The sequence below is a fragment of the Amycolatopsis sp. NPDC102522 genome, assembly GCF_055584485.1.
On the sequence record NZ_JBVJLY010000020.1, the window covers coordinates 14410 to 40019 of the forward strand.

A 25610-nucleotide genomic window follows, 5' to 3' on the forward strand; every position below is an offset into this window, starting at 1 on the left:
CCCTTCCTTGCGCCTGGGTACAGGAAGGGGGCCTTCATGTACCCAGGCCTTGTTGTGACATAAGGATCTTCGAACGACCCGACGAAAGTCGGCAGCACCGCTTCGGCGGATGACTTTGCGCGAACCGTGCGCTATACAGAGACCCTATTGCGTATTCATGCGCGAAAGGTGTCTTGAATGAGCAGAGTTGCGCAATCCCTGAGTAGTTTGGCCGCAGTGGCCCTTCTCGGGCTTTCCCCGGTCGCCGCCCACGCCGATCCGGCCGCCGCGCCGTCCGGCAAGCTGGGCGATCTGACCGGGATCTCCGCCGAAGGCCCCACGATCACCCTGAATTCGGGAAGCGCCGCGGTCCGCGTCAGCTTCCCGGCCGAAGGCGCCGTCCGCGTCTGGCTGGCGCCGGACGGCCAGTTCACCGACCCGGCCGGGAGCAAGATCGTGCTGCCGCGCACCGGCGAGGTCACGCCGAAGAAGACCGACAAGGGGGACTACTGGGCGGTTTCCACGGCCAAGGCCACGCTGCGGGCGTACAAGCACCCGATGCGGCTCGCGCTGTACGACGGCGCGGACCGCAAGCGGCTCTGGGAGGAATCGGCGCCGCTGTCCTGGACCGACAAACAGACCACGCAGACCCTGGCCCGGACGGCGACCGAGCAGTTCGTCGGCGGAGGCGAGCAGAACGGCCGCTTCAGCCACCGTGACCAGACGATCCGGATCTTCGCCGACTACAACTGGAACGACGGCGGGGCCCCGAATTCGCAGCCGTTCTACGCTTCCACGGCGGGATACGGCGTGCTGCGCAACACCTTCGCGCAAGGCAGTTACGCCTTCACCGAGCCGGTGCGCACCACCCACGACGAGCGCCGCTTCGACGCGACGTACGTGGTCGGCAACGGGCTCAAGGACGTCATCACCGGCTACACCGATCTGGTCGGAAAGCCGTTCCTGCCCCCGCTCTACGGGTTGGAGCACGGTGACGCCGACTGCTACCTGCACAACGCCAACCGCGGCGAGCGGCACACGCTGGACGCGGTGAAGGTCGCGGAGGGGTACACCGAGCACGGGATGCCCAACGGCTGGATGCTCGTCAACGACGGCTACGGCTGCGGGTACGAAAACCTCCAGCAGACCGGCGAAGGCCTGCGCAAGAACAACATGCAGCTCGGGCTGTGGACCGAGAACGGCGTGCCGAACCAGGTCGAAGAGGTCAAGGCCGGGGTCCGGGTCCGCAAACTCGACGTCGCGTGGGTCGGCCCGGGGTACCAGTTCGCGCTCGACGCGTGCGACACCGCGCACAAGGGCATCGAGGACAACAGCGACGCGCGCGGCTTCGTCTGGACGCCGGTCAGCTGGGCGGGCGCACAGCGCTGTGGCGTGCTGTGGAGCGGCGACCAGGCCGGTTCCTACGATTACATCAAGTGGCAGATCCCGACCTACGCCGGCGCGACGACTTCGGGGATCGCGTACAACACCGGCGACATCGACGGCATCTTCGGCGGCAGCCCGCAGACCTACGTCCGCGACCTGCAGTGGAAGGCGTTCCTGCCGGTCTCGATGACGATGGACGGCTGGGCCGCGTCGGACAAGCAGCCGTGGAAGTACGGCGAGCCGTTCACCTCGATCAACCGCAAGTACCTGCTGCTCAAGGAGCGGCTGCTGCCTTACACCTACAGCCATTCGGTGGAAGCGCATCAGACCGGTGTGGGCCAGGTCCGTCCGCTGGCGCTCGAATACCCCGACGACCCGAACGTGTGGAGCGAGAAGGCGAAGTACGAGTTCCTGTCCGGCAAGGACTTCCTCGTCGCGCCGGTGTACGAGAACTCCACCGTCCGGAACGGCATCTACCTGCCGAAGGGCACCTGGGTCGACTATTGGAGCGGCAAGACCTACACTGGACCGACCACTGTGGACGGTTACGACGCGCCGCTCGACACACTGCCGCTGTTCGTCCGCGCCGGTGCCGTGGTGCCGATGTGGGCCGAGGGCACGAAGTCGTGGCAGACCCGGGACAAGGGCGTGCTCGACCTCGACGTCTACCCGCAGGGCAAGGGCTCGTTCACGCTCACCGAGGACGACGGCGTGACCAGGGCGTACAAGAACGGTGACCAGGCGAAGCAGACGTTCACCGTGGACGCGCCGCAGTCGGGGCTGGGCACGGTGACGGTCGGGATCGGCGCGAGTTCCGGTTCCTACGCCGGAAAGCCCGCCTCACGGAACTATCAGGTGGCCGTCCACTCGGGAAGCAAGCCCGCGATGGTCCTTGCCGGGACGTCGATCCTGCGGCAGTACGGCAGCAAGGCCGAACTGGACGCGGCGCCGTCGGGCTGGTGGTTCGATCCGGCCACCGGTGGGGTCGCGCGGGTCAAGACCGGCAAGGTCGGCGCCGGTGACCGGCAGGACGTCCGGCTGTTCGGCACCAGCGCGGTCGGCGGGATCTTCCCCGAAGACCGCAATGGTTCGGTCGCCCTGTCCGTACCGGCGGTCGCCGGTCCCGGGCAGACCGCGACGGGCACGCTGAGCTTCACCAACGGCACCCCGCTGCCGGTCCGGGACGTCACGTTCTCCCTGCCCGCCAACGGCTTCCGCGTCGAGGTGCCCGCTGGGCCGCGACTGGTGATGCCCGGCAAGACCGTGCGGGTCCCGGTCAAGGTGACGCCGGACGCGGGGATCAAGCCGGACGACTACCAGCTCACCGCGTCGGCGTCGTACAAGGCGCGGCTCGGGGAGAACCGGGTCACCGACTCGGTGACGGTCACCGTCCCGCACGGTTCGCTGGCCGCGGCTTACGGCAACGTCGGCGTCACCGACGCGGCCCACGTCGCGGTGGGGGACATCGACGGCGGCGGAAGCAGTCTCCGAGCCGAAGGTCTCGCCGAAGCCGGTCTCAAGCCCGGAGCGGGCTTCACCGCCCTCGGAGCGCAGCTGACCTGGCCGGAAACCGGCACCGGGCAAAAGGACAACGTCCTCGCGTCCGGTCAGACCGTCGCGCTGCGGGGGACGGGCGCCAAGCTGGTGCTGGCGGGAACAGGCACGGGCACGGCGAAGGGCACTGTCGTCGTCCGCTACGCCGACGGCAGCACGAGCCAGGCCGAACTCGGCTTCCCCAACTGGTGCTGCGCCGATCCCGCCCAGTACGGCGCGACGACGGTGGCGACCGTGATGGGCAAGAACACCCGAACCGGGGCGGCCTACCCGACCACGCCGTACCGGGTGTTCGCGAACTCCGTCCCGCTGACCGCGGGGAAGGAGGTCGTCGCGGTGACGCTTCCGTCGAACACCGCGATGCATGTGTTCGCGGCGGGAATCAGCTAGGTAGCCGTTGTCCGTGAAGGACTCCTTGAGGGACCCAGGGACCCTCAAGGAGTTCTTCACGGACTCGCGCCCACGGCCGAGGCGACGAGCGTCATCGGCCAGCGGGCGTCGCCGGTCCGGCGGGCGAGGAAGACGTCCAGCCGTTCACCGGTGAGCCTGCCGCCTGCCGCGATGCATTCCCGCACCAGGGAACGCGTCTCGTCGTCCGCGAAGTCCGGCCCGTGGTCCCGTTCCCAAAGCTTGAGCGCGTGCAAGGCCGCGCGTTCCGGCAGCTTCGGGATCGTCGCGTACCAGTGGCCGCCCATCCTGCCCGGCGGTGGACCGTCGCCCGACGGCAACCGCCTGCCGAGCCGCTTTTCCTTCGAACGCGCGTTTTCGTAGTCGGTGACCTCCGCCCGCCACGCCGCGCGGCTGGCTTCCAACGCCTCCAAAGCACGCAACAGAGCCTTCTCGTGCCGTTGGTAGGGCCCGGCCAATTCCTCGAGAAAGCTCAAGGTCGCCCGGTGGCCGATCGGGTGGTACCGGCTCACGCACGAACACAACGCCGCGACCCGGCGGCCGTGTGCCAGCTTCTCGTTCCGCACCCTGCGCGCCCGCTCGCTGAACCCCATCCGCCCAGATTAAACCTCGTGAGTGGCAGGGACGGTTCTAACCGTCCCCGCCACTCACGACCCCCGCATGGGCGGCCCGCGCTCAGGCCGCCACCGGTGCCCACAGTGCGTCGATGGCTCGTTCGGCTTCGGCCTGGCTGGCTTCGGCCAGCGGGAGCAGGTCCGCCATCGCCGGATTGACCTTCGCCATGGTCAGCTCGGCGGTGACGAACCGCGGTTCGAGCCCCGTCAGCGAAACGCCGTGAGGGATCCAAGACTGCGCGTGGTCCCAGCCTTCGCGCGGGGTGCTTTCGCCGTAACCGCCGCCGCGCGAGGCCAGGACGATGAAGTCGCGTCCGCCCAGCAGACCCTGGTTGGTCTCGGGGTCGATCGACAGTCCAGGCGCGATCAGGTGGTCGACCCAGGCCTTGACCGTGCTCGGCGGGCCGAAGTTGTACAGCGGCAGGCCCAGCAGGACCGTGTCCGCCGCCTTGACCTCGTCGACCAGTTCTTTGATGAGCCGCCAGCCCGCGGCCTGCTCCGGCGTGTGCTGCTCAGGCGGCAAGGTCCTGGAGAAGTGGGTCGCCGCGTCCAGATGCGGCAGCGGCTCGGCACCCAGGTCGCGGTAGGTGACGGTGCCCTCCGGATGCGCGGCGCGCCAGGCCGCGGCGGCCCGTGCGGTGAGACCACGGCTGGTCGAGTGCTCGCCGGTGATGCTCGAGTCGATGTGCAGCAGATGCGTCATGTCTATTATCTTGCACAGATAGTTTGTGTAACGCAAACCATTGGTGCTGTGGTGGTCATCATGTGAGAACGTACACTTGACCTGTGTCCGAACTCCCGGTCGTGAACCAGCCCCCGCACCGCTGCGGCGCGCTGCTCGACCACGTCACCCGCCGGATCCGGCTGCGTAGCGAGTCGGTCCTGGCCCCGCTCGGCCTGCGCCCCCGGCACCTCGTCGCGCTCACCGTGCTGCGTGACCTCGGTGGCTGCTCGCAGCAGGACCTGGCGAAGACGCTGGAGATGGACAGCACGAACGTCGTCGGGCTGCTCAACGACCTCGAGTCCGCGAACCTGATCGAACGCAAGCGGTCCCAGCAGGACCGGCGGCGGCATACCGTCGAACTCACCGACGTCGGCATCAAGCAACTCGTCAAAGTCGAGTTCGCCCTCGCCGCGGTCGAGGACGAGGTGCTCGGCGCGCTCGACGGCGATCAGCGCGAGGCGCTGTACAACCTGCTCTATCAGGCGGCGGGCCACGCCGAGGCCGGCGCCTGTGCCGAAGCGGTCCACGACGACAACTGCTAGACCCCGAGATCGAACAGGTCGTAAAGCTGCTTCGTGGCTTCGGAGCCGTACATGACGCTCCCGACCGGAACCGCTTTCCCCACGGCGTCGATCACCCGCGCCGTCCACACGGGACCGAACGCGCCGCACAGCTCGATCAGTTCCGCTCCTTCGGCCACGAGCCGCTCGGCCGCGGCCACGACCTGGTCCACCTCGCCGACGCCGATCAGCACCGTCAGGCATTTCCCGGTGTCCACCCGGGACACGTCCCGCGCCGGGTCACAGCCGTCGGCCAGGTACACGAAACCCCACTGTCGCATGGCAATTCTCCTTCGTCCTCGAACACCGTGAGGTAATCGCGAAACGAGGAACGTTGTCCACGAGGTGGATCCGAACGGCCGTCCGGGATCGCCGAACAGGGGAGGCCGAGCGGGCGGGCCGTGAATCCGTTGTGGGCGCCGTCATAGCAACGCCGCGATCCGATCCGAAGACTCGTGCGCCGGGTCCCACACCAGCGCGTGCCGGACGACGGGCGCCTCTCGCAGCGGCAGCCAGCGCAGACCTTCGGCCCGTTCTTCGTGGGGGCGCAGGGCGACGACGTCACCGCCGTGCCGCAACTCGGCGACGAAAAGTGACCGCCGAGGCGGTCCGGTCCGCACCCGAGGCGGCCGCCAGCCCACCGCCGCGAGCAGCGCGTCGTGATAGCCCGGGGCCAGGTTCCGGTCGTACAGAAGGAGATCCATCCGGGTGAGGTCGTCCCAGTCAGCCTCGTCGAGCCGGGCCAGTGGATGGGCGTCGGAGACGAGCACCCCCAACGGCCTCTCGCTCACGACGACGACCCGCAGGCCGTCCACTTCTTCCGGTAGGGCGAGCAGACCGGCGTCGAGCGCGCCACGGTGCAGGAGTTCGAGCTCGGCCTCTTCCAGTATCCGGCGGGCGTGGGGGAGCAGTGCCAGCGCGGCACCGGTGGGTGTCATCCCGGCCTGGGTCCGGAGGAACAGGGTCACGTCCAGCTCCCGTTCCAGCGCGATGATCTGCTGGCTGAGCGACGACGCCCGGATGCCGAGGCGCTCCGCGGCGCGAGTGAGATGCCCTTCTTCCACCACCGCGCACAGATATCGAAGTCGTCGTAACTCCACATCCGCACAGTAGCCGTAGGAGAATGGCAAGGTGAGTGACACGAGCGCGCGAGGGCGCGACACCACGCACGACTGGGCCGGTTCCGTGGACCACGACCATCTGAGGGGCATCCGCCGGAACGCGGCCGAATTCGTTCCCGGCGGGGTCGCGCATCTCGTCCTCGAAGTGCTCGCCTATGCGGCGGAGGAGGCGGACAGCACCGGCGGCGGGCATGCCACCGTCACGGTCCATCCCGACGGCTCGGTCTCCGTGGCGGACAAGCGGTACGAACGAGGCGTCCCGGTCACCGCTCTGACACCGATCGCGGACGACGGCACGACCGGTACGACGGTGCGATTCCTGCCCGGTGAGGAAGCCGGGCCGGTTCGGCTGCCGGACCTCGACGGGTGGCCGTCCTTGAGCGTGGAGATCGTCCGATGAGAAAGTGCCTGACGGCCGTGGTGGCGGCGGTCCTCCTGCTCTCCGGTTGCTCCGGCGGGCAGGAGCAACCACCCGCGAAACCCGTGTACGACCTCCCCGTGCGGGAGGTCCGGCCGGACGAGACCGCGCTGCACCTGCCACCGGCGCTCAACGGCGAGACCGAGTTCTCCGTCATCGGACTGGCCGCCGGGCTGCCCAGTCTCACCGGCAGCCACGCCGAGTTCGACGCGAAGGGCCAGTTCGTCCGGCTCCGGTTGGTGGTGACGGGAAAGGGCGTGTCCGGGATCCTCTTCGACACCCGGCGCCAGCAACTCGTCACCGATTCCGGTGCCGTGATCGCGGTCGACAACCAGGCCATGACGATCAAGCGGCAGCCGGACAAGTTCGAGCTCGGACGTGGCGTCCGGGTCGAGTTCGACCTCTATTTCGATCTTCCCAAAGAGGTGAAACCCTTGGTGCTGCGGGCTTTCGGCGGTCCGACGCTGACCGACATGAAGAACCTCACCGGAACCGACATCAAGCTGGGCTGAGCGGCAAGTCGTGCTGTCGGTGCGGGGTGGTCGTGAGTGGCAAGGGTCGTTCTAACGCTCTTTACCACTCACGACCCCTGATGCGAAATGGACATATAAGCATCAGGTGGACATGTGCTCCGCAAGAATTGTCCCTTGTGGACACTCGACTGGCGAAAAAGCTCCTTCGCGACCGAGGCTGGTCATGCACCCTTTGATGTGTCGTCCAGGTCTCGCGACCACGGCACGTTTGCCCTCTACCCAAAAGAAAGGGCCCCGCCGCGAAAGCGACGGGGCCCTTCCCAAAAGGCGTCAGACGCCGAGGTCGCCACCGAGGTAGGCGGCCCGCACCTGCGGGTCGTCCAGCAGCTCGGCACCGGGAGCGCTCTTGACCACTTCACCGGTCTCGAGCACGTACGCGCGGTCGGAGAGCTTCAGCGCCTGCTGCGCGTTCTGCTCCACCAGCAGGACCGTGGTCCCGCGCTTGTTGATCTCGCGGATGATGTCGAAGATCTGCGCGATCAGCATCGGCGCCAGGCCCATGGACGGCTCGTCGAGCAGCAGCACCTTGGGCTTGGTCATCAGCGCGCGGCCGATGGCGATCATCTGCTGCTCGCCACCGGACATCGTGCCGCCGAACTGGGTCTTGCGTTCGTTCAGCCGCGGGAACAGCTCGTAGACCTCGTCGAGGTCGGCCTTCAGGTCGTCCTTGCGGGTGTAGGCACCCATCAGGAGGTTTTCCTGCACCGTCATACCGGGGAACACACCCCGGCCTTCCGGTGACTGGCCGATCCCGAGTTCGACCCGCTTGTGCCCGGGTGTCTTCGAGATGTCCTTGCCGTCGAAGAGGATCCGGCCGCTGGTCAGCGGACGCAGGCCCGAGATCGTCTTCAGCGTCGTGGTCTTGCCGGCGCCGTTGGCCCCGATGAGCGAAACGATCTCGCCCTCGCCGACCTCGATGCTCATTCCCTTGAGCGCGGCGATCTTCCCGTAGTGGACGTTGATGTCCTGAACCTCAAGAAGCATCTTCCGCCACCCCCAGGTAAGCCTCGATCACCTTCTGGTTGTTCTGCACCTCTTGGGGGAGCCCTTCTGCGATCTTCTGGCCGAAGTCGAGCACGGCGAGACGGTCGGCGATCTGCATGACCAAGCCCATGTCGTGCTCGATGAGCAGCACGGTCCGGCCGTCGTCACGGATCTTGCGGATCAGCTGCTGCAGCGAGTTCTTCTCCGCCGGGTTCATGCCGGCGGCGGGCTCGTCGAGCAGCAGCAGCTTCGGGTCGGTCGCGAGCGCACGCGCGATCTCCAGACGGCGCTGGTCGCCGTAGGAGAGGTTCTTCGCGGTGTTGTGCTCGACCCGTCCGATCCCGACGAAGTCCAGCAGATCCCTCGCCAGCTCGCGGCCCCGCTTCTCTTCCTTGCGGTGCACGGGCAGGCCCAGCGTCGCCGAGATCGCGCCGGTCTTGTGGTGCGAGTCCGCACCGACCATCACGTTCTCGAGCGCCGACATGTTGTGGAACAGCCGGATGTTCTGGAACGTGCGGGCGATCCCGGTCTGGTTGATCTTGAACCGCTTCATCCCGCTGACCTTGGCGCCGCCGAAGCGCACCTCGCCCTCGGTCGGCTGGTAGACACCGGTGATCACGTTGAACACGGTGGTCTTGCCCGCGCCGTTCGGACCGATCAGGGCGAAGATCTCACCCTGGTTGATGGTGAGGTTGACTTCCTTCAAGGCCGTGACACCGCCGAAGCGCATCGTCACGTTGTCGAATTCGAGCAGCGCGCTCATTTCGTCACCTCCGCCGAAGCCTCGGAATCCGGACCCGCGACCTCGGCGCCCATCGCACCCATCCCGCCTGTTCCTTCACGTAGTTCCGCCTTGCGCTGCCGCGACGGCAGCAGCCCCTCCGGCCGCAGCGCCATCATCAGCACGAGCACACCGCCGAAGATCAGGATGCGGTACTCGGACAGGAAGCGGAAGCGCTCCGGGAGCCAGGCGACCAGGAAGGCACCGAGGACCACGCCGGGCAGGTTTCCCGCGCCACCGAGCACGACGGCCGCGAGAATGGTCGCCGACAGGATGAACGGGAAGTTGTTCGGCTCGATGAAGACGGCCTTGCTGGCGTAGACCACACCGGCCATGCCGCCGATCATCGCGCCGATGGCGAACGCCAGCAGCTTGAACTTGAACGTCGGGACGCCCATCAGTTCGGCGGCGTCCTCGTCCTCGCGGATCGCCGCCCATGCCCGGCCGACGCGGCTTCGGTGCAGCCGCACCGAGAACACGATCGCGATCGTGATCGCCGCGAGGATCAGGTAGTAGTACGGCGCCGGGTCGAGCAGGAACTCGATACCGAACATCGTGTCCGGGTGCGGGACGTTGGTGATACCGCGGGCGCCACCGATGGAGTCGGTGTTGGTCGCGGTGATCCGGACGATCTCACCGAAGCCGAGTGTCACGATGGCCAGATAGTCACCGCGCAACCGGAGCGTCGGAGCGCCGAGGATCACCCCGGACATCGCCGCCAGGAAGATGCCGAGCACGAGGCATCCCCAGAAACTCCAGCCGTACTTGGTGCCCATCACGGCGAGCGTGTAGGCGCCGATCGCGAAGAACGCGACGAAACCGAGGTCGAGCATGCCCGCGTGACCGACGACGATGTTGAGGCCGATCGCCAGCAGGATGTAGACCCCGATCGGGAAGATCAGGACGGTGGTCCAGTCCGCGTCCGGAGACATGAACGAACCGATCGCGGGTGCGGGCAGGATCAGCGCGCCCACGATCAGGAGAAGGTAAACGCCATAACGCTGCCAATGCGGAGCGTCAGCCCACCAGTCCCGGAGGCCGTCGATGGGGTGGAACCCGGCGCGCGCGGGAGTTCCGTTCTCTGAGGACTTTTCAGCCACTTCTTCGTTGCCCTTCATGCGCGTGCCCGCTGTAGCGATTCACCGAGGATGCCGGTGGGACGGAACATCAGGACCAGCACCAGTACCACAAAGGCGGTGACGTCCTTCCATTGTGAACCGAAGAAGATGGAACTCCAGTTCTCCACCAGGCCGAGCACGATGCCACCGAGTAGAGCGCCGCGCAGGTTGCCGATACCTCCCAGCACGGCCGCGGTGAACGCCTTGATACCGAGGAGGAAGCCGATGCGGTAATCGGTGTTCTCGTACTCCATGACGTACAGCGCGGCGGCGACGCCGGCCATCGCGCCACCGAGCAGGAAGGTGAGGCGCACGATCTTGTCGATGCTGACACCCATCAGCACGGCGGCTTCGGGATCCTGTGCGGTGGCACGGATACCGCGGCCGATGCGGGTGCGGCTGACCAACTGGTCGAGGGCGATCATCATGATCACGGCGCCGACGACGACGAACACGTGGTCCGTGCGGACCACGCCGTTGCCGATGTGGAACAGCTCCTCGTGCGGGATGAAGCGCGGCGCGTTCTGCTGCACACGGCCGGATTTCCCGGTGATCCATTCGATGATCTCGAGGCCGAACAGCTCCTGCAGGAACAGCGAGGCGCCGATGGCGGAGATCAGGGCGGCCAGGCGGGTCGCGCCCTTCTTGCGGAGCGGCCGGTACGCCACTTGCTCCAGCAGGACGGCCGCGCCGCCGGATACGGCGGCCGAAGCGATGATGATCAGCAGCAGCACGGCGATCATCCCGAACACGCCGAGCGTGATCGGGGCGGTGCCGCCCGCGATGGTGATGAGGACGAACAGGGACGTGACCGTCCCGATCATGAAGATCTCGGAATGCGCGAAGTTGATGAGCCGGAGCACGCCGTAGACCATTGTGTAGCCGAGGGCGATGAGGGCGTAGATGCTTCCGGCGACCAGCCCGCCGATGGTGCTACCGAGGAACTGGGCTTGCAGATCTTGAAGCATGACGTGGATGCCTTACGGGACGGGGCGAGGACTATTTCGCCACATTTACGGGAAGCGGGGGAGCTGTGCTCGCACAGCGCCCCCGCTTCCGTTAGGTGTTCCTACCTGCTCCGTCAGCCGTTGAGCTTGGCTTCGGTCGAGATGCCGAGGTTCTTGAGAACGCCACCGGTGACCTGGTAGACGTTGATCGCGTCCGTCGACGGTTCGCCGTTCTCCTTGAACTTGATCTGCTTCGAAGCACCCTTGAAGTCGATCGTCTTGAGGGCCTCGTTGATCTTCTCCGCGGTGGTGTTGCCCGCCTTGACCGCGTTGATGATGGCGGTCGCGGCGTCGTAGCCCTCGCTCGAGTAGATCGCCGGGTCGACCTTGTACGCGGCCTTGTACTTGGTGCTGAACTCGTCGCTGGAGCCCGGGTCCGGGATGTTGCAGGGGCAGCCGACGACGGCCTTCTCGGCGGCCGCGGCACCCGCACCGCTGATCAGCTGAGCGTCGAGCGACCCGTCGCCGGTGGCGAAGGTGGCGGTCACCTGGCTGTCACGCAGCTGCTTGAGCAGACGGCCACCCTGGGCGTAGTAGCCACCGAACAGGATGATGTCCGGGTTCGCGGCCTTGACCTTCTGCACGGTCGAGGAGTAGTCCGACGCGTCCTTGGCGAACTTGTCGCGGTCGGTCGGGACGTTCTTTTCCTTCAAGGTCTTCTCGAAGTTGTCGGCCAGGCCGACGCTGTATTCCTGGTCGTCCGAGATGACGTAAGCCTTCTTGGGCGACTTCGCCGTGATGAGGAAGTTGGCGATGGCCGGGCCCTGGCTGGCGTCGCTCGCGACGACGCGGTGCCAGTACTTCCAGCCGTTCCCGGCCAGTCCCGCGTTCGTCGCCGACGGCGAGACACTCGGGATCTTGTTCTGCTCCAGCTGACCACCGATGGCCTTCGACTCACCGGAGAAGGCCGGGCCGATCAGCGCGGTGATCTTGTCCTGGCCGACGGCGGTCGCGATCAGCGACGTCGCCTGCTCGGGCTTGCCCTGGCTGTCGTATTCCTTGAGCTCCAGCTTCGTCGCCGGGTTCGTCTTGTTGTACTCGTCGATAGCGAGCTTCGCGCCGTTGCGGGGCGGGATCACGATCCCGGAGTTCTCACCGGTGAGGTCACCCATGAACCCGATCTTCAGCGTGCTGCTGTCACCGCTGCCGGACGAGCTGCTGCCGCCCGCGCAGCCCGCCAGCGCCAGCGACGCAGCCGCCGCGACGGCGAAAACCCGTCCAAAACGCACTCCTGACACCGACTACCTCCCATGACCAACCAGCCGCCGGTAGGCGTTGCCCCCGACACAGGGGCTAGGTTAGGGCAGGAAGATATCCCCCTCCGCCATGATCTGCACAGACGCCCATCACTCTGTGTCCACATCGTGACGGTCGAAACCAGAACGAATTGCACGAAAAGGCGAATGTTGCCTGTTGACAAGTCTTCGCTGGTCACGCTGGGGATTCACCACTACCACGTCGATCATGCTCGTGGGTGAGGATCACGTTTCGGGCGCGTATCTTGCGCTTTTTCACCACCTTCGAGGGCGGCCGTTCGTCGTAGCAATGCTGCCCCAAAGGGCGTCAACCGTGCCCTCCCTTCTCTTCCACCACGACAACCGATGGTTGTCATCGCGGTCCGAACGGCTGTTGGATCCCGGCCCTGACCTCGCGGTTAGCTGTTCCCAGAGCCGGAAACACCGAGAAAGACCTGGGAGAACATGACGATGAGCGTCGAACTGAGCGGAGCGATCGAGGGCGTGGCGGCGGGAGTCCCGTTCGTGGCACTGCCGCCGTCGGACCAAGCACGTCCGGCACCGCTGGTGCTCACCTGGCATCTGCTGGGCGCGCCGTTCAGCGAGGCGGCGATGGCGGCGGCGCTGCCGATGCGGGAACTGCACGCGTGGCGGGTGCATCTCGGGTTGCCGCTGACTGGGAAGCGGTTCCCCGAAGGCGGTTTCGAGGGCTTCTTCCGCCTCGCGAGCGAGGACAACGTGCTCAACGTCGTCGAGCCGCTGACCAGGCAGGTCGAGGCGGAATTCCCGGCGGCGGTGGCGGAGCTGCGCTCGCGCCTGTCCATTGAGGACGGTCCGGTCGGGCTGGTCGGCGGCTCGCAGGGCGGCGGGGTCGCGCTGCAGATGCTGACCCACGCCGAGATTCCCGTGGCGGCGGCCGCGCTGGTGAACCCGGTGACCCAGCTGGCTCCGGTGATCGCGGCGAACGAGCGGGTCTACGACGTCACTTACCACTGGTCGGACCGGTCCCGCGCGGTCGCGAACGAGTACGACTACGTGCGGCGGGCGGAGGAACTGACCGCGCCGGTGCTGCTCGTCATCGGTGAGGAGGACGACGTCTCGATCACCGAACCGGCCGCGGCGCTGCACAAAGCGCTGGGGGAGGGGCGATCCGAGCTCGTCACCATCCCGGGGATGGCGCACGGGTTCGCCGAGTCGCCGGGGCTCGAACCCGCTCCGCAGACGGAACACGCGAAGCTGGTCGATGCCGAGCTCACGCGCTGGTTCGCCCGGCACCTAGCTGTCTGAGGTCGTCGTCCGGCAGCCAGGATCTGTCGGGATCGTAGGTGCACCAACCTTCTTCGTGGCTGGTCCGGCCCGCGAGCGCCAGCAGGCGCCGCAGGGCCGGGCCTTCGCCGCGTCGCCACACGACCGACCACGGGAACAGCGGTGACGGCTCGAAAGGCAGGACTCTCAGGTTGAGGTCCGAGGCGAGGTCCATATCGGCGCCGGCGAGAGTGACCCGCTGCTTCCCGTAGCGGGTCTGTTCCAGAGTGTGCCGGAGGTCGTAACTGACTCCGGAGTCGTCGATCGGGACGTCGAATTCTTTGCATAGGCGTTGCAAATAAGAAAGCCATTCGACCGGGCCGCCCAATTGCGGAATCCAGATGCCGTCACTCCGGAGATCGGACAGTTTCAGGACATCATTGCCCGCCAGTGGGTGCTCCGGCGCGAGAAGGGCGACCAGCGCTTCGAGCCGGACGAGCCGGTGCTCGAGTTCCGCGGGCACTTCGCGGCCGAGGTCCGCGACGCGGCCGAACGCGAGGTCGATCTCGCCCCGGACCAGCGGGTCGAGGGCGTTGGCCAGTCCGCGCCCGGCGACGCGTTCGACCACCAGCGCCGGATCCCGCTGCGCGATGCGCCGCAGCATGTAGAGGGGAGAGAGGCGTGGGTCGATGACGTCGAGGCGGGGCGGGCGGTCCTGCAGGCCCATCGCGGCGACGGCGGCGTCCGCCGCGCGGATCAGCTCGCGCGCGTGCGGGAGGAAGCGGTCGCCGTCGGGAGTCAGCTCGACGGACCGGTTGGTGCGCCTGAAGAGCTGCACCGACAGGGTGTCCTCAAGCTTCCGGATCCGCTTCGACAGTGCTTGCTGGCTGAGGAACAGGGATTCTGCCGCGCGACCGAAATGACCGTGGTCGGCGGTCGCGACGAACGCCCGCACCTGAGCCGTGTCGAGATCCATATGGGGTTGTGATCAGGCGCCCGGCGGCCGTTCCCGCACCACACAGGTCAGCCGCGCCGTGCATGAGCGGCGCCCCTGGTCGTCGGTCAGCACGATCTCGGCGGTGACGGTCCCGCGACCGACGTGCACCGGGGTCGCGACGCCGGTGACCCGCCCGGACCGGACCGCCCGGTGGTGGGTGCACGAGAGTTCGAGCCCCATCGTCGCCTTGTCGGTGCCGGCGTTGAGGGCGCAGACCATCGAGCCGAGCGCCTCGGCGACGACGGCGTTCGCCCCGCCGTGGAGGAGGCCGTACGGCTGGAGGTTGCCCTCGACCGGGATGCTGCCCACGACGCGTTCGGGCCCGAATTCGCTGATCTCGAGCCCGAGCTTGTCGTTGAGCTGCTGGCCGGCGTAGGCCGGGTCGGTCCCGGCGAAGGATTCGAGGGCTTGTTCGGTCACGCAGAGCTCCTTAAACGACACGACAGGTAGGACTGTCAGACCCTCACCCTAGACTCGCTCCCGTGAGCCCGAGTGAGAACACGACCGTTGCCAACGCCACACCCGCCACCGCACAGGCCGAGCGGCCCAAACTGCTGCTGATCGACGGCCACTCGATGGCGTATCGCGCGTTCTTCGCGCTGCCCGCGGAGAACTTCAAGACGAAGACCGGGCAGACGACCAACGCGGTGTTCGGGTTCACCTCGATGCTCATCAACCTGCTGCGCGACGAGGCGCCGACCCACCTCGCGGTGGCGTTCGACCTCTCCCGCAAGACGTTCCGCTCGGAGACGTTCGCGGAGTACAAGGCCAACCGCAGTGCCACGCCGGACGAGTTCAAGGGCCAGGTCGGGCTGGTCGAGGACGTGCTGAAGGTCCTCGGCATCCCGGCGCTGACCAAGGAGAACTACGAAGCCGATGACGTCATCGCCACGCTCACGACACAGGCGACCGCCGAAGGCTTCGACGTCCTCATCTGTACGGGTGACCGTGACGCGCTCCAGCTGGTGACCGACCAGGTCACCGTGCTGTACCCGAAGCGCGGCGTGTCGGAGATGACCCGCTTCACGCCCGAAGCGGTCGAGGAGAAGTACGGCCTCACCCCGGCGCAGTACCCGGATTTCGCCGCGCTGCGTGGCGACCCCTCGGACAACCTGCCCAGCATCCCGGGTGTCGGCGAGAAGACGGCCGCGAAGTGGATCAGGCAGTTCGGCTCCTTCAACGAGCTGATCGACAGGGTCGACGAGGTCAAGGGCAAGGTCGGCGACGCGCTGCGCGAGCACCTCGGTGCGGTGATGCTGAACCGTCAGCTCACCGAGCTGATCCGCGACGTCGAGCTGGAGCTCGGCCCGACAGGTCTCGAGCTGCGTCCCTGGGACCGCGAGGCCGTCCACGCGCTGTTCGACGAGCTTGAGTTCCGCGTCCTGCGTGACCGGCTCTTCGCCACCCTGCAGAGCGCCGAGCCCGAGGCCGAAGAGGGCTTCGAGGTCAGCGGCGCGAAGCTCGCTCCGGGCGCGCTCACCGAATGGCTGTCCGCGCACACCGGGCAGGACGCACCAGTCGGCCTGGCGTTCCGCACCACCGGTGCCTCGGTCCGCTCGGACCTGAGGGCCATCAGCTTCGCGGCGGCGGACGGCGAAGGCGCGTACGTCGACGTCACAGCGATGGACGCCGAGGACGACAAGGCGCTCACAGCCTGGCTCGCCGACGAGAAGATCCAGAAGATCGGCCACGAGCTCAAGGTCGCGCTGCACGCCGTCCAGGCGCGGGGCTGGACGTTCGCCGGGCTCGTCATGGACACCGCGCTCGCGGCGTACCTGGTCCGTCCGGGCCAGCGCACCTTCGAGCTCGACGACCTGGCCCTGCGGTACCTGCACCGCGAGCTGCGTTCCGAGGCCGACACCGGGGACGGGCAGCTTTCCCTGCTCGACGGTGGCGGCGCCGAGGATCTGGAGCTGAAGGAGATCCAGGCCGAGCTGGTCAAGGCCCGCGCGGTCGCGGAACTGGCGGGCGCGCTGACCAAGGAGCTCGAGGAACTCGGCGGCGCGCAGCTGCTCGTCGAGCTGGAACTGCCGCTGCTGCAGGTGATCACCGGACTCGAGGCGGCGGGTATCGCCGTCGACATCGAGCACCTGACGAATCTGGAATCGCACTACCTCAGCCGGGTCACCCAGGCCGCGGACGAGGCGTACGCGGTCATCGGCAAGCAGGTCAACCTCGGTTCGCCGAAGCAGCTCCAGGTGATCCTGTTCGACGAGCTCGGCATGCCGAAGACCAAGCGCACCAAGACCGGGTACACCACCGACGCCGAGGCGCTGCAGAGCCTGTTCGAGAAGACCGAGCACCCGTTCCTGCAGCATCTGCTGGAGCACCGGGACGCGACCCGGCTGCGCACCACGGTCGAAGGCCTGATCAAGGCGGTCGCCGACGACGGCCGGATCCACACCACGCTGCTGCAGACGATCGCCGCCACCGGACGGCTCTCCTCGGTCGACCCGAACCTGCAGAACATCCCGATCCGCACCGAGGAAGGCCGCCGCATCCGCGACGCGTTCGTCGTCGGCGACGGATACACCGAGCTGATGACGGCGGACTACAGCCAGATCGAAATGCGGATCATGGCGCACCTCTCGCAGGACGAGGGGCTGATCCAGGCCTTCAACAGCGGTGAGGACCTGCACACGTTCGTGGCGTCGCGCGCGTTCTCGCTGCCGCCGGAGGAGATCACGCCGGAACTGCGGTTCCGGGTCAAGGCGATGTCGTACGGCCTGGCGTACGGGCTTTCGGCGTACGGGCTTTCGCAGCAGCTGCGGATTTCGACCGAAGACGCCAAGGAACAGATGGAGGCGTACTTCTCCCGCTTCGGCGGCGTGCGCGACTACCTCCATTCGGTCGTGGGCGACGCGGCGAAGGTCGGTTACACCGAAACGATCTTCGGCCGCCGCCGGTATCTGCCCGACCTCAACAGCGACAACCGCCAGCGCCGCGAGATGGCCGAGCGGATGGCGCTGAACGCCCCCATCCAGGGCAGCGCGGCCGACATCATCAAGGTCGCCATGCTGAACGTCCACAAGGCGCTGACAGAGGCGAAGCTGAAGAGTCGCGTGCTGCTGCAGGTCCACGACGAACTCGTCCTCGAGGTCGCCGACGGCGAACGTGAGCAGCTGGAAGCGTTGGTGCGCCAGGGAATGGGCTCGGCGTACGAGCTGGCCGTGCCGCTGGAGGTCTCGGTCGGGTACGGCCGGTCTTGGAACGACGCCGCACATTAAAGCGCGCATTAGGCCTCGTGAGTGGTAATGACGGTTAGAACCGTCATTACCACTCACGATCGGTAGGGTCCTTCGGGTGACTTCCGAGCGCAGACGCTGGCGGGTGCGGCTGCGCGATCACCGTGGGCGGATCCTGGGCGCCGGGACCATGCTCGACGGCGAACACCTCCTCACCTGCGCTCACGTGATCGAAGGCCACGACGGCGTCACCGTGGATTTCGTGGCGCTTCCCGGCGTGGAGCCCGGAATCGCCACGATCGTCGCGCAGGCGGAGCCCATCGGCGACGACGGCGGGGACGTCGCGCTGCTCCGGTTGCGCGACCCCGAGGAGCAGATCACCGGGGCCCCGCTGCACCGGACGGCTCTCGAAGACGATCAGCACGTGCGCGCGTACGGCTTCCCGTGTGGTTCGGACGGCATGTGGTCGCTGGCGACCGTCGTCGGCGACGGCGGGCACGGTCTCGAGCGCGTCCAGCTGAACCGGAGCCCCGACGCCGAGCCGATCACCCACGGCTTCAGCGGTTCCGCGGTGGTCGCCGACAAGACCGGGCACGTCGTCGGCATGGTCGCGACCCGGTACGCGACCGAGGCCGCCCGCGTCTCCTGGATGATCCCGGTCGAAACCATGCTCGGCTACCTGCCGCAACTGCGCCGCTGGGCCGAGGGCAGCCCGGCGATCGACCCGAGTTTCGTCCAATACCCGGAACCGCCCGCGATCGACGTGCTGTTCGCCCGCGAATTCGCCCGGTGGCTCGGCGGGCACGGCCGGTCGGACGTCCGGGTGATCATCATGGGCGAGGACGATTCGGCCGTCGCCGCCTCGTTGCGCCGCGCTGTCGTCCTCGGAGATCGCGAACACGGCGCGGGCCGGAGCGCGTCAGGCCCGACGGTGCCGCCGGTGGGCAGTGTCGTCCTCGCCGTCGACGCGGTCGGCAAGACCGCCGACGCGGTCCGCCGCCGCATCTCCGAGAGGCTCGACGTCGCCGCGGACTCGCCCGCCGGCCGTCACGGGTCCGCCCGGACCGTCGTCGTCTACGGCGTCGACGAAGCGGCCGAGCCCGACGAACTCGTCGGTGAGGTGCTCGTACCGCTGGCCCAGCGCGCGCACGAACTCGGGCTGCGGCTCGCGCTGGCCTTCCGCGAGGAGACCTCGCCGGGGGTGGACGTGGTCCGGTCGAGCACCGATGTCCTGCCCGCCGCCGAGGACGACATCGAGGGCCGTCTCGCGCTGCTGGAGACCAGGCTGGCCGAACTCGACCGGCTGGAGAAGGACAATGTCGGCGACGCGCCCCGCTTTTCCGACGCTCCGCACGTCCATCCCAAGGCCCGACGGTTGAGAGGCGCTGTGACGCAAGTGCGTTCGGCGGAGCGGGACGGTGAAGCCGATTGGGTGAAACGGCAGCTTCCGGTCTGCGAGCGAGCCGTGGCCAAAGCCGTCGAGCGTGCCCGTGACCTGCGCCGTCTCCTCGACGAGAACCTCGCCCGGCGCGCGGAACTCCGCGCCCGGCTCGACGCGTACGGGGAGATGGCCCGTAACAGCGGCCTCGTCGAAGACGTCGAACTGGATGCCGCCTACGCACCCGCGTGGCGGATGCTCTTCGAAGGACCGTGCGACCTCGGGGCCGCGGCGGCCGCCGTCGAGCGGTACGCGGACACCGTACGGAAACGGATCGACGGATGACAGCCTGCGGGCGGGACGGCTGCCCTGGCGTGCTGGGCAAGACCGGCTTCTGCAAGGTCTGCGGGCTGCCGCCCGGGATCCCGGAAGAGCCCGCGCCGGCGGAACGGCCGACGCTGGTGATCCCCGGCCCCGGCGTGCCGACCAGGATCACCGACACGGTGGTCACCCGTTCCCAGCAGATCGCGGGCCACGCGACCGCGGACGAGCGGGTCCCGCTGCCGGTCGTCGAACTCCCCGACGTCGCCGGCCGGCTGCTGACCGAGCCGCACGTCCCGGAAGAGGAACGGTTCTGCGGCAAGCACGGGTGCACCGCCACCCCGGTCGGCCGCTCGATCGGCGGCGGGCCCGCGCCGTCCGAGGGCTTCTGCCCGGTCTGCCGGACGCCGTTCTCCTTCTCGCCCAAGCTCGCGGCGGGTGACGTGGTCGACGGCCGCTACCACGTGCTCGGCTGTGTCGCACGCGGCGGACTCGGTTTCGTCTACCTGGCAACGGATTCCGGGCTCGGCGACCGGTACGTCGCGCTCAAGGGCCTGATCAACACGAACAACACCGCCGCCGTGAAGATCGCGGAAACCGAAAGCCAGGTGCTCACCGCGCTGGAGCATCCGAACGTCGTCCGGATCCTCGACGTGGTCGAGCACGACGACTTCCGCTACATCGTCATGGAGTTCGTCGACGGGCTTTCCCTGCGGGAGGTCAAGAACCGCGGCCGGGCCGGGCTGGATTCCAGCGAAGGACGACTGCTGGTCGAGCACGTCGTGGCGTACGGGCGGGAGATCCTGACCGCGCTCGACTACCTGCACGGCGAGGGCCTGCTGTACTGCGACATGAAGCCGGACAACGTGATCCACGGCGAGAAGCGGATCAAGCTCATCGACTTCGGCGCCATCCGCAAGATCGCCGACGACGAAAGCCCGATCGTCGGGACCGAGCACTACCAGGTGTCCCCGCGGGAACGGGCGAAACACGGGCTCACCGTCCGGTCCGACATCCACACCGTCGGCGTCACGTTGCGGGAACTCTTCCAGGCCAGCGACGGCTGGTCGGTCACCACCGACGCGCGCGGCGTCCGGTTCGGCATCGAATCGTTCCTCCGCGTCCTCGACCGCGCGACGGCCTCGTTCGAGCAGCGGTTCGCGACCGCGCGCGAGATGCTGGTCCAGCTCGACGGCGTACTCGGCGAGGTCCTTTCCTTGCGAGACAAGCAATCCCGACCCGCCGGATCGACGCTGTTCGCCGAGGGGGCGGTCCTGCTCGACGCGGGACTCGGCCAGGCGCCGCCGCTGGAGCACTGGACGCGGAGGACACCCGTCTCGCTCGGCGCGCGCCCGACAGCCGCGGAGATCGCCGTCGGCCTGCCGCTGCCGCGCGAGGATCCGGAGGATCCGCAGGCGAACTTCCTCCGTGACGTCCGGGCTCCCGACGCGGCGCGGCTGCTGAAGAAGCTCGACAGGGTGTCCGGTTCGGTCGAGGTGGAGTTCCGGCGGTGCCGGGCGCGGCTGGAACTCGGGGCGGGTGTCGAAGGCGCGCTGGCGGTGGCGGAGGCCGAACGGCTGCTCGGCGAGCGCGCCGCCCACGACTGGCGAGTGGCGTGGCATCGGGGGCTACTCGCGCTCGGCGCGGGTGATTTCGCCGCGGCCAAGGAGAAGTTCACCGCCGTGTACCGCGACATCCCCGGCGAGGAGCCGCCGAAACTCGCTCTGGGCCTGTGCGAGGAGCACCTCAACGGCGCGGCCGCCGCCGAGCGGTACTACGACGCCTTGTGGGTGCGGGACCGATCCCAGGTCAGTGCGGCGTTCGGGCTCGCGCGGGTCCGGCTGCTGCGGGGCAACCGCGCCGCCGCCGTCGAGATCCTCGACCAGGTCCCGGAATTCTCGCGCTACGACGAGGCCGCGCGGATCGCCGGGGTGCGGGTGCTGTCCGCGCCGATGCCGGGGACGGGGGACCTCCCGGCGTCGGCCGAACTCGACGACGCCGTGGTCCGGCTGTCCGCTTTGGATCTCGACGGCGACGCCCTCGACAGGCTGGTGACCGCCGTCCGTGAGACCGGGCTGGCGGCGGTGCTCCTCGGGCAGGACGGGATCACCGACGGCGAGATCCTGCGCGCGGACGAGACGGGCGCCCGCACGGTGCTGGACCGCTCGTACCGGCGGCTCGCCCATCACGCGCCCGCGCCGGAACCGCACGACGTCCTGATCGACCTCGCCAACGCGGTGAGACCGGTGACCCTGGTGTGAAAGAGGACTGATGACGCAGCCGAGGCTGGGGCTCGAAGTGCACCAGAACAAGTTCTTGGCCGAGGGCGACCGGGCGATGACCGCGATCGTCCGGGTCGTCTCGCGCGGCGGCGAAGCGACCGTCGCCAGGGCGGCCGCCGAGGTCCTGATGATCGACTGCTCCAGCTCGATGCGCTTCCCCAGCACCAAGATCGGTGAGGCCCGGCGAGCCGCCGCGGCGGCCATCGACGTCCTTCCCGACGGCGTCCGCTTCGCCGTCATCCAGGGCACCGAGCACGCGACGATGATCTACCCGGCCGAGGACGGCCTGGTGCCGGCCTCCGAGCGGACCCGGGCGGAGGCCCGTGCCGCCGTCGAGCACCTCGCGGCGGTCGGCGGCACCGCGATGGGTGCCTGGCTCGCCAAGGCACGCGATCTCTTCGAACGCGAGCCCGACGCCGTCCGGCACGCGATCCTCCTCACCGACGGCCGCAACGACTCGCAGACCAGGGCCGCCCTGATGAGCGTGCTGAACAGTTGCGAGGGCCGGTTCGTCTGCGACGCCAGGGGAATCGGCGATGGCTGGGAGCCCGCCGAACTCACCCAGATCGGCCGGGTGCTGCGCGGGAACGTCGACTCGGTGGTCGACGACGACGAACTCGCCGAGGACTTCCGGCAGCTCGTCGAGAGCGCGATGACGAAGGTGCTGCCCGAGGTCCGGCTGCGCATCGGCACCATGCCGTTCAGCAGGCTGCGGTCGGTCAAGCAGGTGTTCCCGGACGAGTACGACCTCACCGACCGGTGCCAGGAGACCGCCGTCCGCGAGCTGGAGCTCTCGCTCGGTTCTTTCGCGGGCGACGAGACGCGCGACTACCAGCTGATCCTCGACCTCGACCCCGACCTCGAACCCAGCCACGGACAGGACCGTCAGCTCGCGTGGACAGAACTCGCGCCCGTTCCCGGGGCGACGACCGAGGAAGACGCGCTGGCCATCGCGGGGCGGTGGACACACGACCCGATCCCGCCGACGCTGATTCACCCGATGGTCTCGAAGTACGCCGCCCAAGCCGATCTCGGCGAGGCGCTGACCGCGGGCGGCGACGCCTACGCGGCGGGTGATCAGGCAGGTGCCGAGCGGGCCTGGGGCCAGGCGGCCGCCCTGGCCACCGCCGCGGGCGACGAAGAGACGCTCAGCCGTCTTTCGGGGGTCGTGGAGATCATCGACGCGGAGAAGGGGGTCGTCCGCCTGCGCCCGGACGCGACGCGCAGTCACGCGTTGCACGTCGTCATCCCGTCGAGGGTTTCGGAAATCGCTCTTCCGCAGGAAGATCGGCCGATGTCCGAAGCGTCACCGGTGGCGTGCGCCGCCTGCCCCGCGCTTTCCCCCGCCGGGGCGAACTTCTGCGTCGGCTGCGGAAGCCCGTTCGGCGAGGCGGTTCCGTGACGCCGACCCGGGTACGGCTGGTCCGGCTCCGCACCGCGCTGCTGGCGCTCACCCTCGCGGTCCTGGTGGTCTCGCTGTGGGCGTTCCACAGTGTCCAGACCACGGCGGAGACCGTCCGCGACCGGACTTCGCAGGCGGTGCTCGAAGTGACCGCCGCCCGCGCCGCGCTGGTGGCCGCCGACGCCGCCGCGATCTCGAGTTTCGCCTCCGGCGAGGCGAAACTCGCCGGCCCGGGGCAGGAGTACGCGAATCAGCTGGCGCTGGCGAGCCAGAGTCTCGCGCGGGTCGCGGAGTTCAACCAGGCGGGTGAGGACGGCGGCAACGCGCTGCAGGTGGTGGAAAGCCAGGTCGCGGCCTACTCGGGCTCCATCGGACAGGCCGACGTGCACTTCCGCCAGCCGGACGCCGCCGTGCTGGGCGCGGTCGATCTCTGGCACGCGTCACGGCTGCTGCATGCCTCCGGCGGGGTCCTGGACGAACTGGAAAGGCTGCAGGCCGGGCAACGTTCGGCGCTGGACCGGCAACTGTCGTCGACCGGGATGAGCCTCGCGCTGCTCCCGCTGTGGCTCCTGCCGGTGCTGGCCCTCCTGGCGCTGCTGGTGCTCACCCAGCTGTACCTGAAGAAACGCTTCCGCCGCGTGGCGAACGTCCCGCTGCTGGCGGCGACCGTGCTCGTCGCCGCCATCGGGGTCGCCCTGGTGTTCACCCTGATCAGCCGCGACCGGCTGGATTCGGTCGGGGAGCGGCTCGACGGTGTCACCGCCGCGCGGGGCGCGCAGGTCCAGGCGGCCGACGACGTCGGCCAGCGACGGCTCGCCGCCCTGCTGACCGAGTACTGCGACGAGGAGCAGGGATGCGGAGTGACCGCCGACGAGTTCCGGGAACGGGCCCGACGGACCACCACGGTGGAGACGGACAACACGCGAGTGGCCACGGCGGGCGCGAAGGCGGTGGCGGCAGACGCCTCCGACGCGGCCGAGTCCGGCGGACGGGAGTTCCTGATCCCGGCGGGCGTCCTGCTCGCGGGCGGGCTGGTCCTGCTCGGGCTGCACGCCCGGATCGACGAATACCGGTACCGCCGGTGAAACGCCTGCTGGCCGTGGTGATGGCGCTGTCGCTGGTCGCGGGCGGCTGCTCGGCGTCGGCGCAGGACGGGACGGTCGTCGTCCTCGCGTCCTGGAGCGGGGACGAGGAGCAGGCGTTCCGGCAGGTCCTGGAGGCGTTCAAGGCCGACACCGGGATCGAGTACCTCTACCAGGGCACCCGGGCCGTCGACCAGGTGCTCGCTTCGGACGTCCAGCGCGGCACCCCGCCGGACGTGGCCGTCCTGCCCAACGCGGGAGTGCTGGCGAAGTACCAGAAGTCGGGCGACCTGCTGCCACTCGACGACGACCTTTCCACCGTCGTGAACCGGTCCTTCAGCCCGCAATGGGTGAGCCTGCAGAAGATCGGCACCGAGAAGCTGTACGCGGTCGCGGTGAAGGCCGACCTCAAGAGCCTGATCTGGTACAACCCGGCCCGGCTGACCGGGATCCGCCCGACGACGTTCGAAGGTCTTCGCGCGTTCTCCGCCGGGCTGACAGCGACGGGCGGCACGCCCTGGTGTGTCGGGATGGGCGCCCCGCCCACTTCGGGCTGGCCGGGAACCGACTGGATCGAGGACATCCTGCTGCATTCGGCGGGGCCCGAGAAGTACTGGCAGTGGGCGTCCGGCAGCCTGGCGTGGACCTCGCCCGAGGTCAGACAAGCTTGGCTGGACTGGGGTTCCGTGCTCGAACCCGCCGCGATCCGCGGCGGTTCCGCGGCCGCGCTGCTGACCGACTTCGGTGACGCGGGCAAGCCGATGTTCACCGACCCGCCGGGCTGCGCGCTCGAACACCAGGCGTCGTTCATCATGAGCCGGTACCAGAACTTCAAGCGGTCCGACGAGTCGTTTCCCAAGCCGGGCATCGATTTCGACTTCCTCTCCTTCCCCGGGCGTGATGTCTCCGAGGTCGCGGCCGACCTGGCGGGAATGTTCAAGAACACTCCCCAGGCGCGGAAGCTGATCGAGTACCTGGCTTCGGAGAAGGCGCAGCGGATCTGGCCGTCGATTCCCCGCGCGAACGCGTTCTCGGCCAACCGGAAGCTCGGTCTCGACGTCTACCCGGACGGGGTGAGCCGGAGGGTCGCGGACACGATCACGTCGGCGTCGGCCCTGTGCTTCGACGCCTCCGACCTGATGCCCGCGTCGATGACCGGCGCGTTCCACCGCGCCGTCCTGGAGTACCTGAGCAACCGGGACCGGCTGGACATCCTGCTGAAGCAGCTCGATGACGTCAAGAAGAGCATCCAGCCCGGCGAGTGGCTGAAAATCCCCTGTGGACAGTGAAGGAGCA

22 protein-coding genes are annotated in these 25610 nt (G+C 68.3%); 11 read left to right on the top strand and 11 right to left on the bottom strand.

Annotated features, from left to right (window positions below; all coding sequences use genetic code 11):
- Window positions 1–216 precede the first annotated feature (216 nt).
- On the top strand, window positions 217–3309 hold the full coding sequence (locus ACZ6YV_RS33375) for a TIM-barrel domain-containing protein (RefSeq protein WP_465513406.1): 3093 nt from the start codon (window positions 217–219) through the stop codon (window positions 3307–3309).
- Window positions 3310–3365: 56 nt separating this feature from the next.
- Here ACZ6YV_RS33375 and ACZ6YV_RS33380 read toward each other — a convergent pair whose 3' ends face one another.
- Together ACZ6YV_RS33380 and ACZ6YV_RS33385 are read right to left on the bottom strand one after the other, a co-directional pair.
- Window positions 3366–3920, bottom strand: a complete 555-nt coding sequence (locus tag ACZ6YV_RS33380) for a hypothetical protein (protein WP_465513407.1) — start codon at window positions 3918–3920, stop codon at window positions 3366–3368.
- An 82-nt stretch (window positions 3921–4002) separates the two neighbouring features.
- Window positions 4003–4644, bottom strand: coding sequence for an FMN-dependent NADH-azoreductase (locus ACZ6YV_RS33385; protein ID WP_465513408.1), 642 nt, complete (start codon window positions 4642–4644; stop codon window positions 4003–4005).
- A gap of 83 nt (window positions 4645–4727) precedes the next feature.
- Here ACZ6YV_RS33385 and ACZ6YV_RS33390 point away from each other — a divergent pair, with 83 nt between their 5' ends.
- Complete coding sequence (locus ACZ6YV_RS33390) at window positions 4728–5207, top strand: MarR family winged helix-turn-helix transcriptional regulator (protein WP_465513409.1); 480 nt, start codon at window positions 4728–4730, stop codon at window positions 5205–5207.
- Here the strand turns inward: ACZ6YV_RS33390 and ACZ6YV_RS33395 are convergent.
- Entirely contained in the window at window positions 5204–5506 is a 303-nt protein-coding gene (locus tag ACZ6YV_RS33395; protein ID WP_465513410.1) for a DUF6506 family protein, read from the bottom strand. The two genes, ACZ6YV_RS33390 and ACZ6YV_RS33395, sit on opposite strands and share 4 nt — an antisense overlap.
- Window positions 5507–5647: 141 nt before the next feature.
- Window positions 5648–6325: a LysR family transcriptional regulator gene (locus ACZ6YV_RS33400; protein ID WP_465513411.1), complete on the bottom strand. Its 678-nt coding sequence runs from the start codon at window positions 6323–6325 to the stop codon at window positions 5648–5650.
- Between the two features lie 31 nt (window positions 6326–6356).
- Between ACZ6YV_RS33400 and ACZ6YV_RS33405 the strand changes: the two genes are divergently transcribed.
- Window positions 6357–6746, top strand: coding sequence for a hypothetical protein (locus ACZ6YV_RS33405; protein ID WP_465513412.1), 390 nt, complete (start codon window positions 6357–6359; stop codon window positions 6744–6746).
- Window positions 6743–7276 carry a hypothetical protein gene (locus tag ACZ6YV_RS33410; protein WP_465513413.1) on the top strand — a complete coding sequence of 178 codons (534 nt, stop codon included), beginning with the start codon at window positions 6743–6745 and terminating at the stop codon, window positions 7274–7276. Before ACZ6YV_RS33405 ends, ACZ6YV_RS33410 begins: the two co-directional genes overlap by 4 nt.
- Before the next feature lie 291 nt (window positions 7277–7567).
- Here ACZ6YV_RS33410 and ACZ6YV_RS33415 read toward each other — a convergent pair whose 3' ends face one another.
- The 5 genes from ACZ6YV_RS33415 to ACZ6YV_RS33435 all read right to left on the bottom strand — a co-directional run bounded on the left by ACZ6YV_RS33415 (window position 7568) and on the right by ACZ6YV_RS33435 (window position 12416).
- Window positions 7568–8281 carry an ABC transporter ATP-binding protein gene (locus tag ACZ6YV_RS33415; protein WP_465513414.1) on the bottom strand — a complete coding sequence of 238 codons (714 nt, stop codon included), beginning with the start codon at window positions 8279–8281 and terminating at the stop codon, window positions 7568–7570.
- Window positions 8271–9044, bottom strand: a complete 774-nt coding sequence (locus ACZ6YV_RS33420; protein WP_378247895.1) for an ABC transporter ATP-binding protein — start codon at window positions 9042–9044, stop codon at window positions 8271–8273. The genes ACZ6YV_RS33415 and ACZ6YV_RS33420 overlap by 11 nt, the downstream gene beginning before the upstream one ends.
- Window positions 9041–10180 (bottom strand): branched-chain amino acid ABC transporter permease, encoded by a 1140-nt coding sequence (locus ACZ6YV_RS33425; protein WP_378247893.1) that lies wholly within the window; start codon window positions 10178–10180, stop codon window positions 9041–9043. Before ACZ6YV_RS33425 ends, ACZ6YV_RS33420 begins: the two co-directional genes overlap by 4 nt.
- Window positions 10177–11148: a branched-chain amino acid ABC transporter permease gene (locus ACZ6YV_RS33430; RefSeq protein ID WP_007028137.1), complete on the bottom strand. Its 972-nt coding sequence runs from the start codon at window positions 11146–11148 to the stop codon at window positions 10177–10179. The genes ACZ6YV_RS33425 and ACZ6YV_RS33430 overlap by 4 nt, the downstream gene beginning before the upstream one ends.
- A gap of 113 nt (window positions 11149–11261) precedes the next feature.
- On the bottom strand, window positions 11262–12416 hold the full coding sequence (locus ACZ6YV_RS33435) for a branched-chain amino acid ABC transporter substrate-binding protein (RefSeq protein WP_465513415.1): 1155 nt from the start codon (window positions 12414–12416) through the stop codon (window positions 11262–11264).
- Window positions 12417–12887: 471 nt separating this feature from the next.
- Between ACZ6YV_RS33435 and ACZ6YV_RS33440 the strand changes: the two genes are divergently transcribed.
- Window positions 12888–13709, top strand: a complete 822-nt coding sequence (locus ACZ6YV_RS33440; RefSeq protein ID WP_465513416.1) for an alpha/beta fold hydrolase — start codon at window positions 12888–12890, stop codon at window positions 13707–13709.
- Here ACZ6YV_RS33440 and ACZ6YV_RS33445 read toward each other — a convergent pair.
- Both ACZ6YV_RS33445 and ACZ6YV_RS33450 read right to left on the bottom strand, forming a co-directional pair.
- Entirely contained in the window at window positions 13675–14643 is a 969-nt protein-coding gene (locus tag ACZ6YV_RS33445; RefSeq protein WP_465513417.1) for a LysR family transcriptional regulator, read from the bottom strand. The genes ACZ6YV_RS33440 and ACZ6YV_RS33445 overlap by 35 nt on opposite strands.
- Before the next feature lie 12 nt (window positions 14644–14655).
- Window positions 14656–15084 (bottom strand): PaaI family thioesterase, encoded by a 429-nt coding sequence (locus ACZ6YV_RS33450; protein WP_465513418.1) that lies wholly within the window; start codon window positions 15082–15084, stop codon window positions 14656–14658.
- A gap of 62 nt (window positions 15085–15146) precedes the next feature.
- On the opposite strand from ACZ6YV_RS33450, the gene polA reads away from it, so the two are divergent.
- The 6 genes from polA to ACZ6YV_RS33480 all read left to right on the top strand — a co-directional run bounded on the left by polA (window position 15147) and on the right by ACZ6YV_RS33480 (window position 25603).
- The gene (polA, locus tag ACZ6YV_RS33455) at window positions 15147–17891 is read left to right on the top strand and encodes a DNA polymerase I (protein WP_465513419.1); all 2745 of its coding nucleotides are present in this window, start codon (window positions 15147–15149) and stop codon (window positions 17889–17891) included.
- Between the two features lie 76 nt (window positions 17892–17967).
- Window positions 17968–19572, top strand: coding sequence for a S1 family peptidase (locus ACZ6YV_RS33460; RefSeq protein WP_465513420.1), 1605 nt, complete (start codon window positions 17968–17970; stop codon window positions 19570–19572).
- On the top strand, window positions 19569–21809 hold the full coding sequence (locus ACZ6YV_RS33465) for a serine/threonine-protein kinase (RefSeq protein ID WP_465513421.1): 2241 nt from the start codon (window positions 19569–19571) through the stop codon (window positions 21807–21809). Before ACZ6YV_RS33460 ends, ACZ6YV_RS33465 begins: the two co-directional genes overlap by 4 nt.
- A gap of 10 nt (window positions 21810–21819) precedes the next feature.
- Window positions 21820–23232, top strand: a complete 1413-nt coding sequence (locus tag ACZ6YV_RS33470; protein WP_465513422.1) for a VWA domain-containing protein — start codon at window positions 21820–21822, stop codon at window positions 23230–23232.
- Window positions 23229–24317, top strand: coding sequence for a hypothetical protein (locus tag ACZ6YV_RS33475; protein ID WP_465513423.1), 1089 nt, complete (start codon window positions 23229–23231; stop codon window positions 24315–24317). Before ACZ6YV_RS33470 ends, ACZ6YV_RS33475 begins: the two co-directional genes overlap by 4 nt.
- Complete coding sequence (locus ACZ6YV_RS33480) at window positions 24314–25603, top strand: ABC transporter substrate-binding protein (protein WP_465513424.1); 1290 nt, start codon at window positions 24314–24316, stop codon at window positions 25601–25603. The genes ACZ6YV_RS33475 and ACZ6YV_RS33480 overlap by 4 nt, the downstream gene beginning before the upstream one ends.
- Window positions 25604–25610 lie beyond the last annotated feature (7 nt).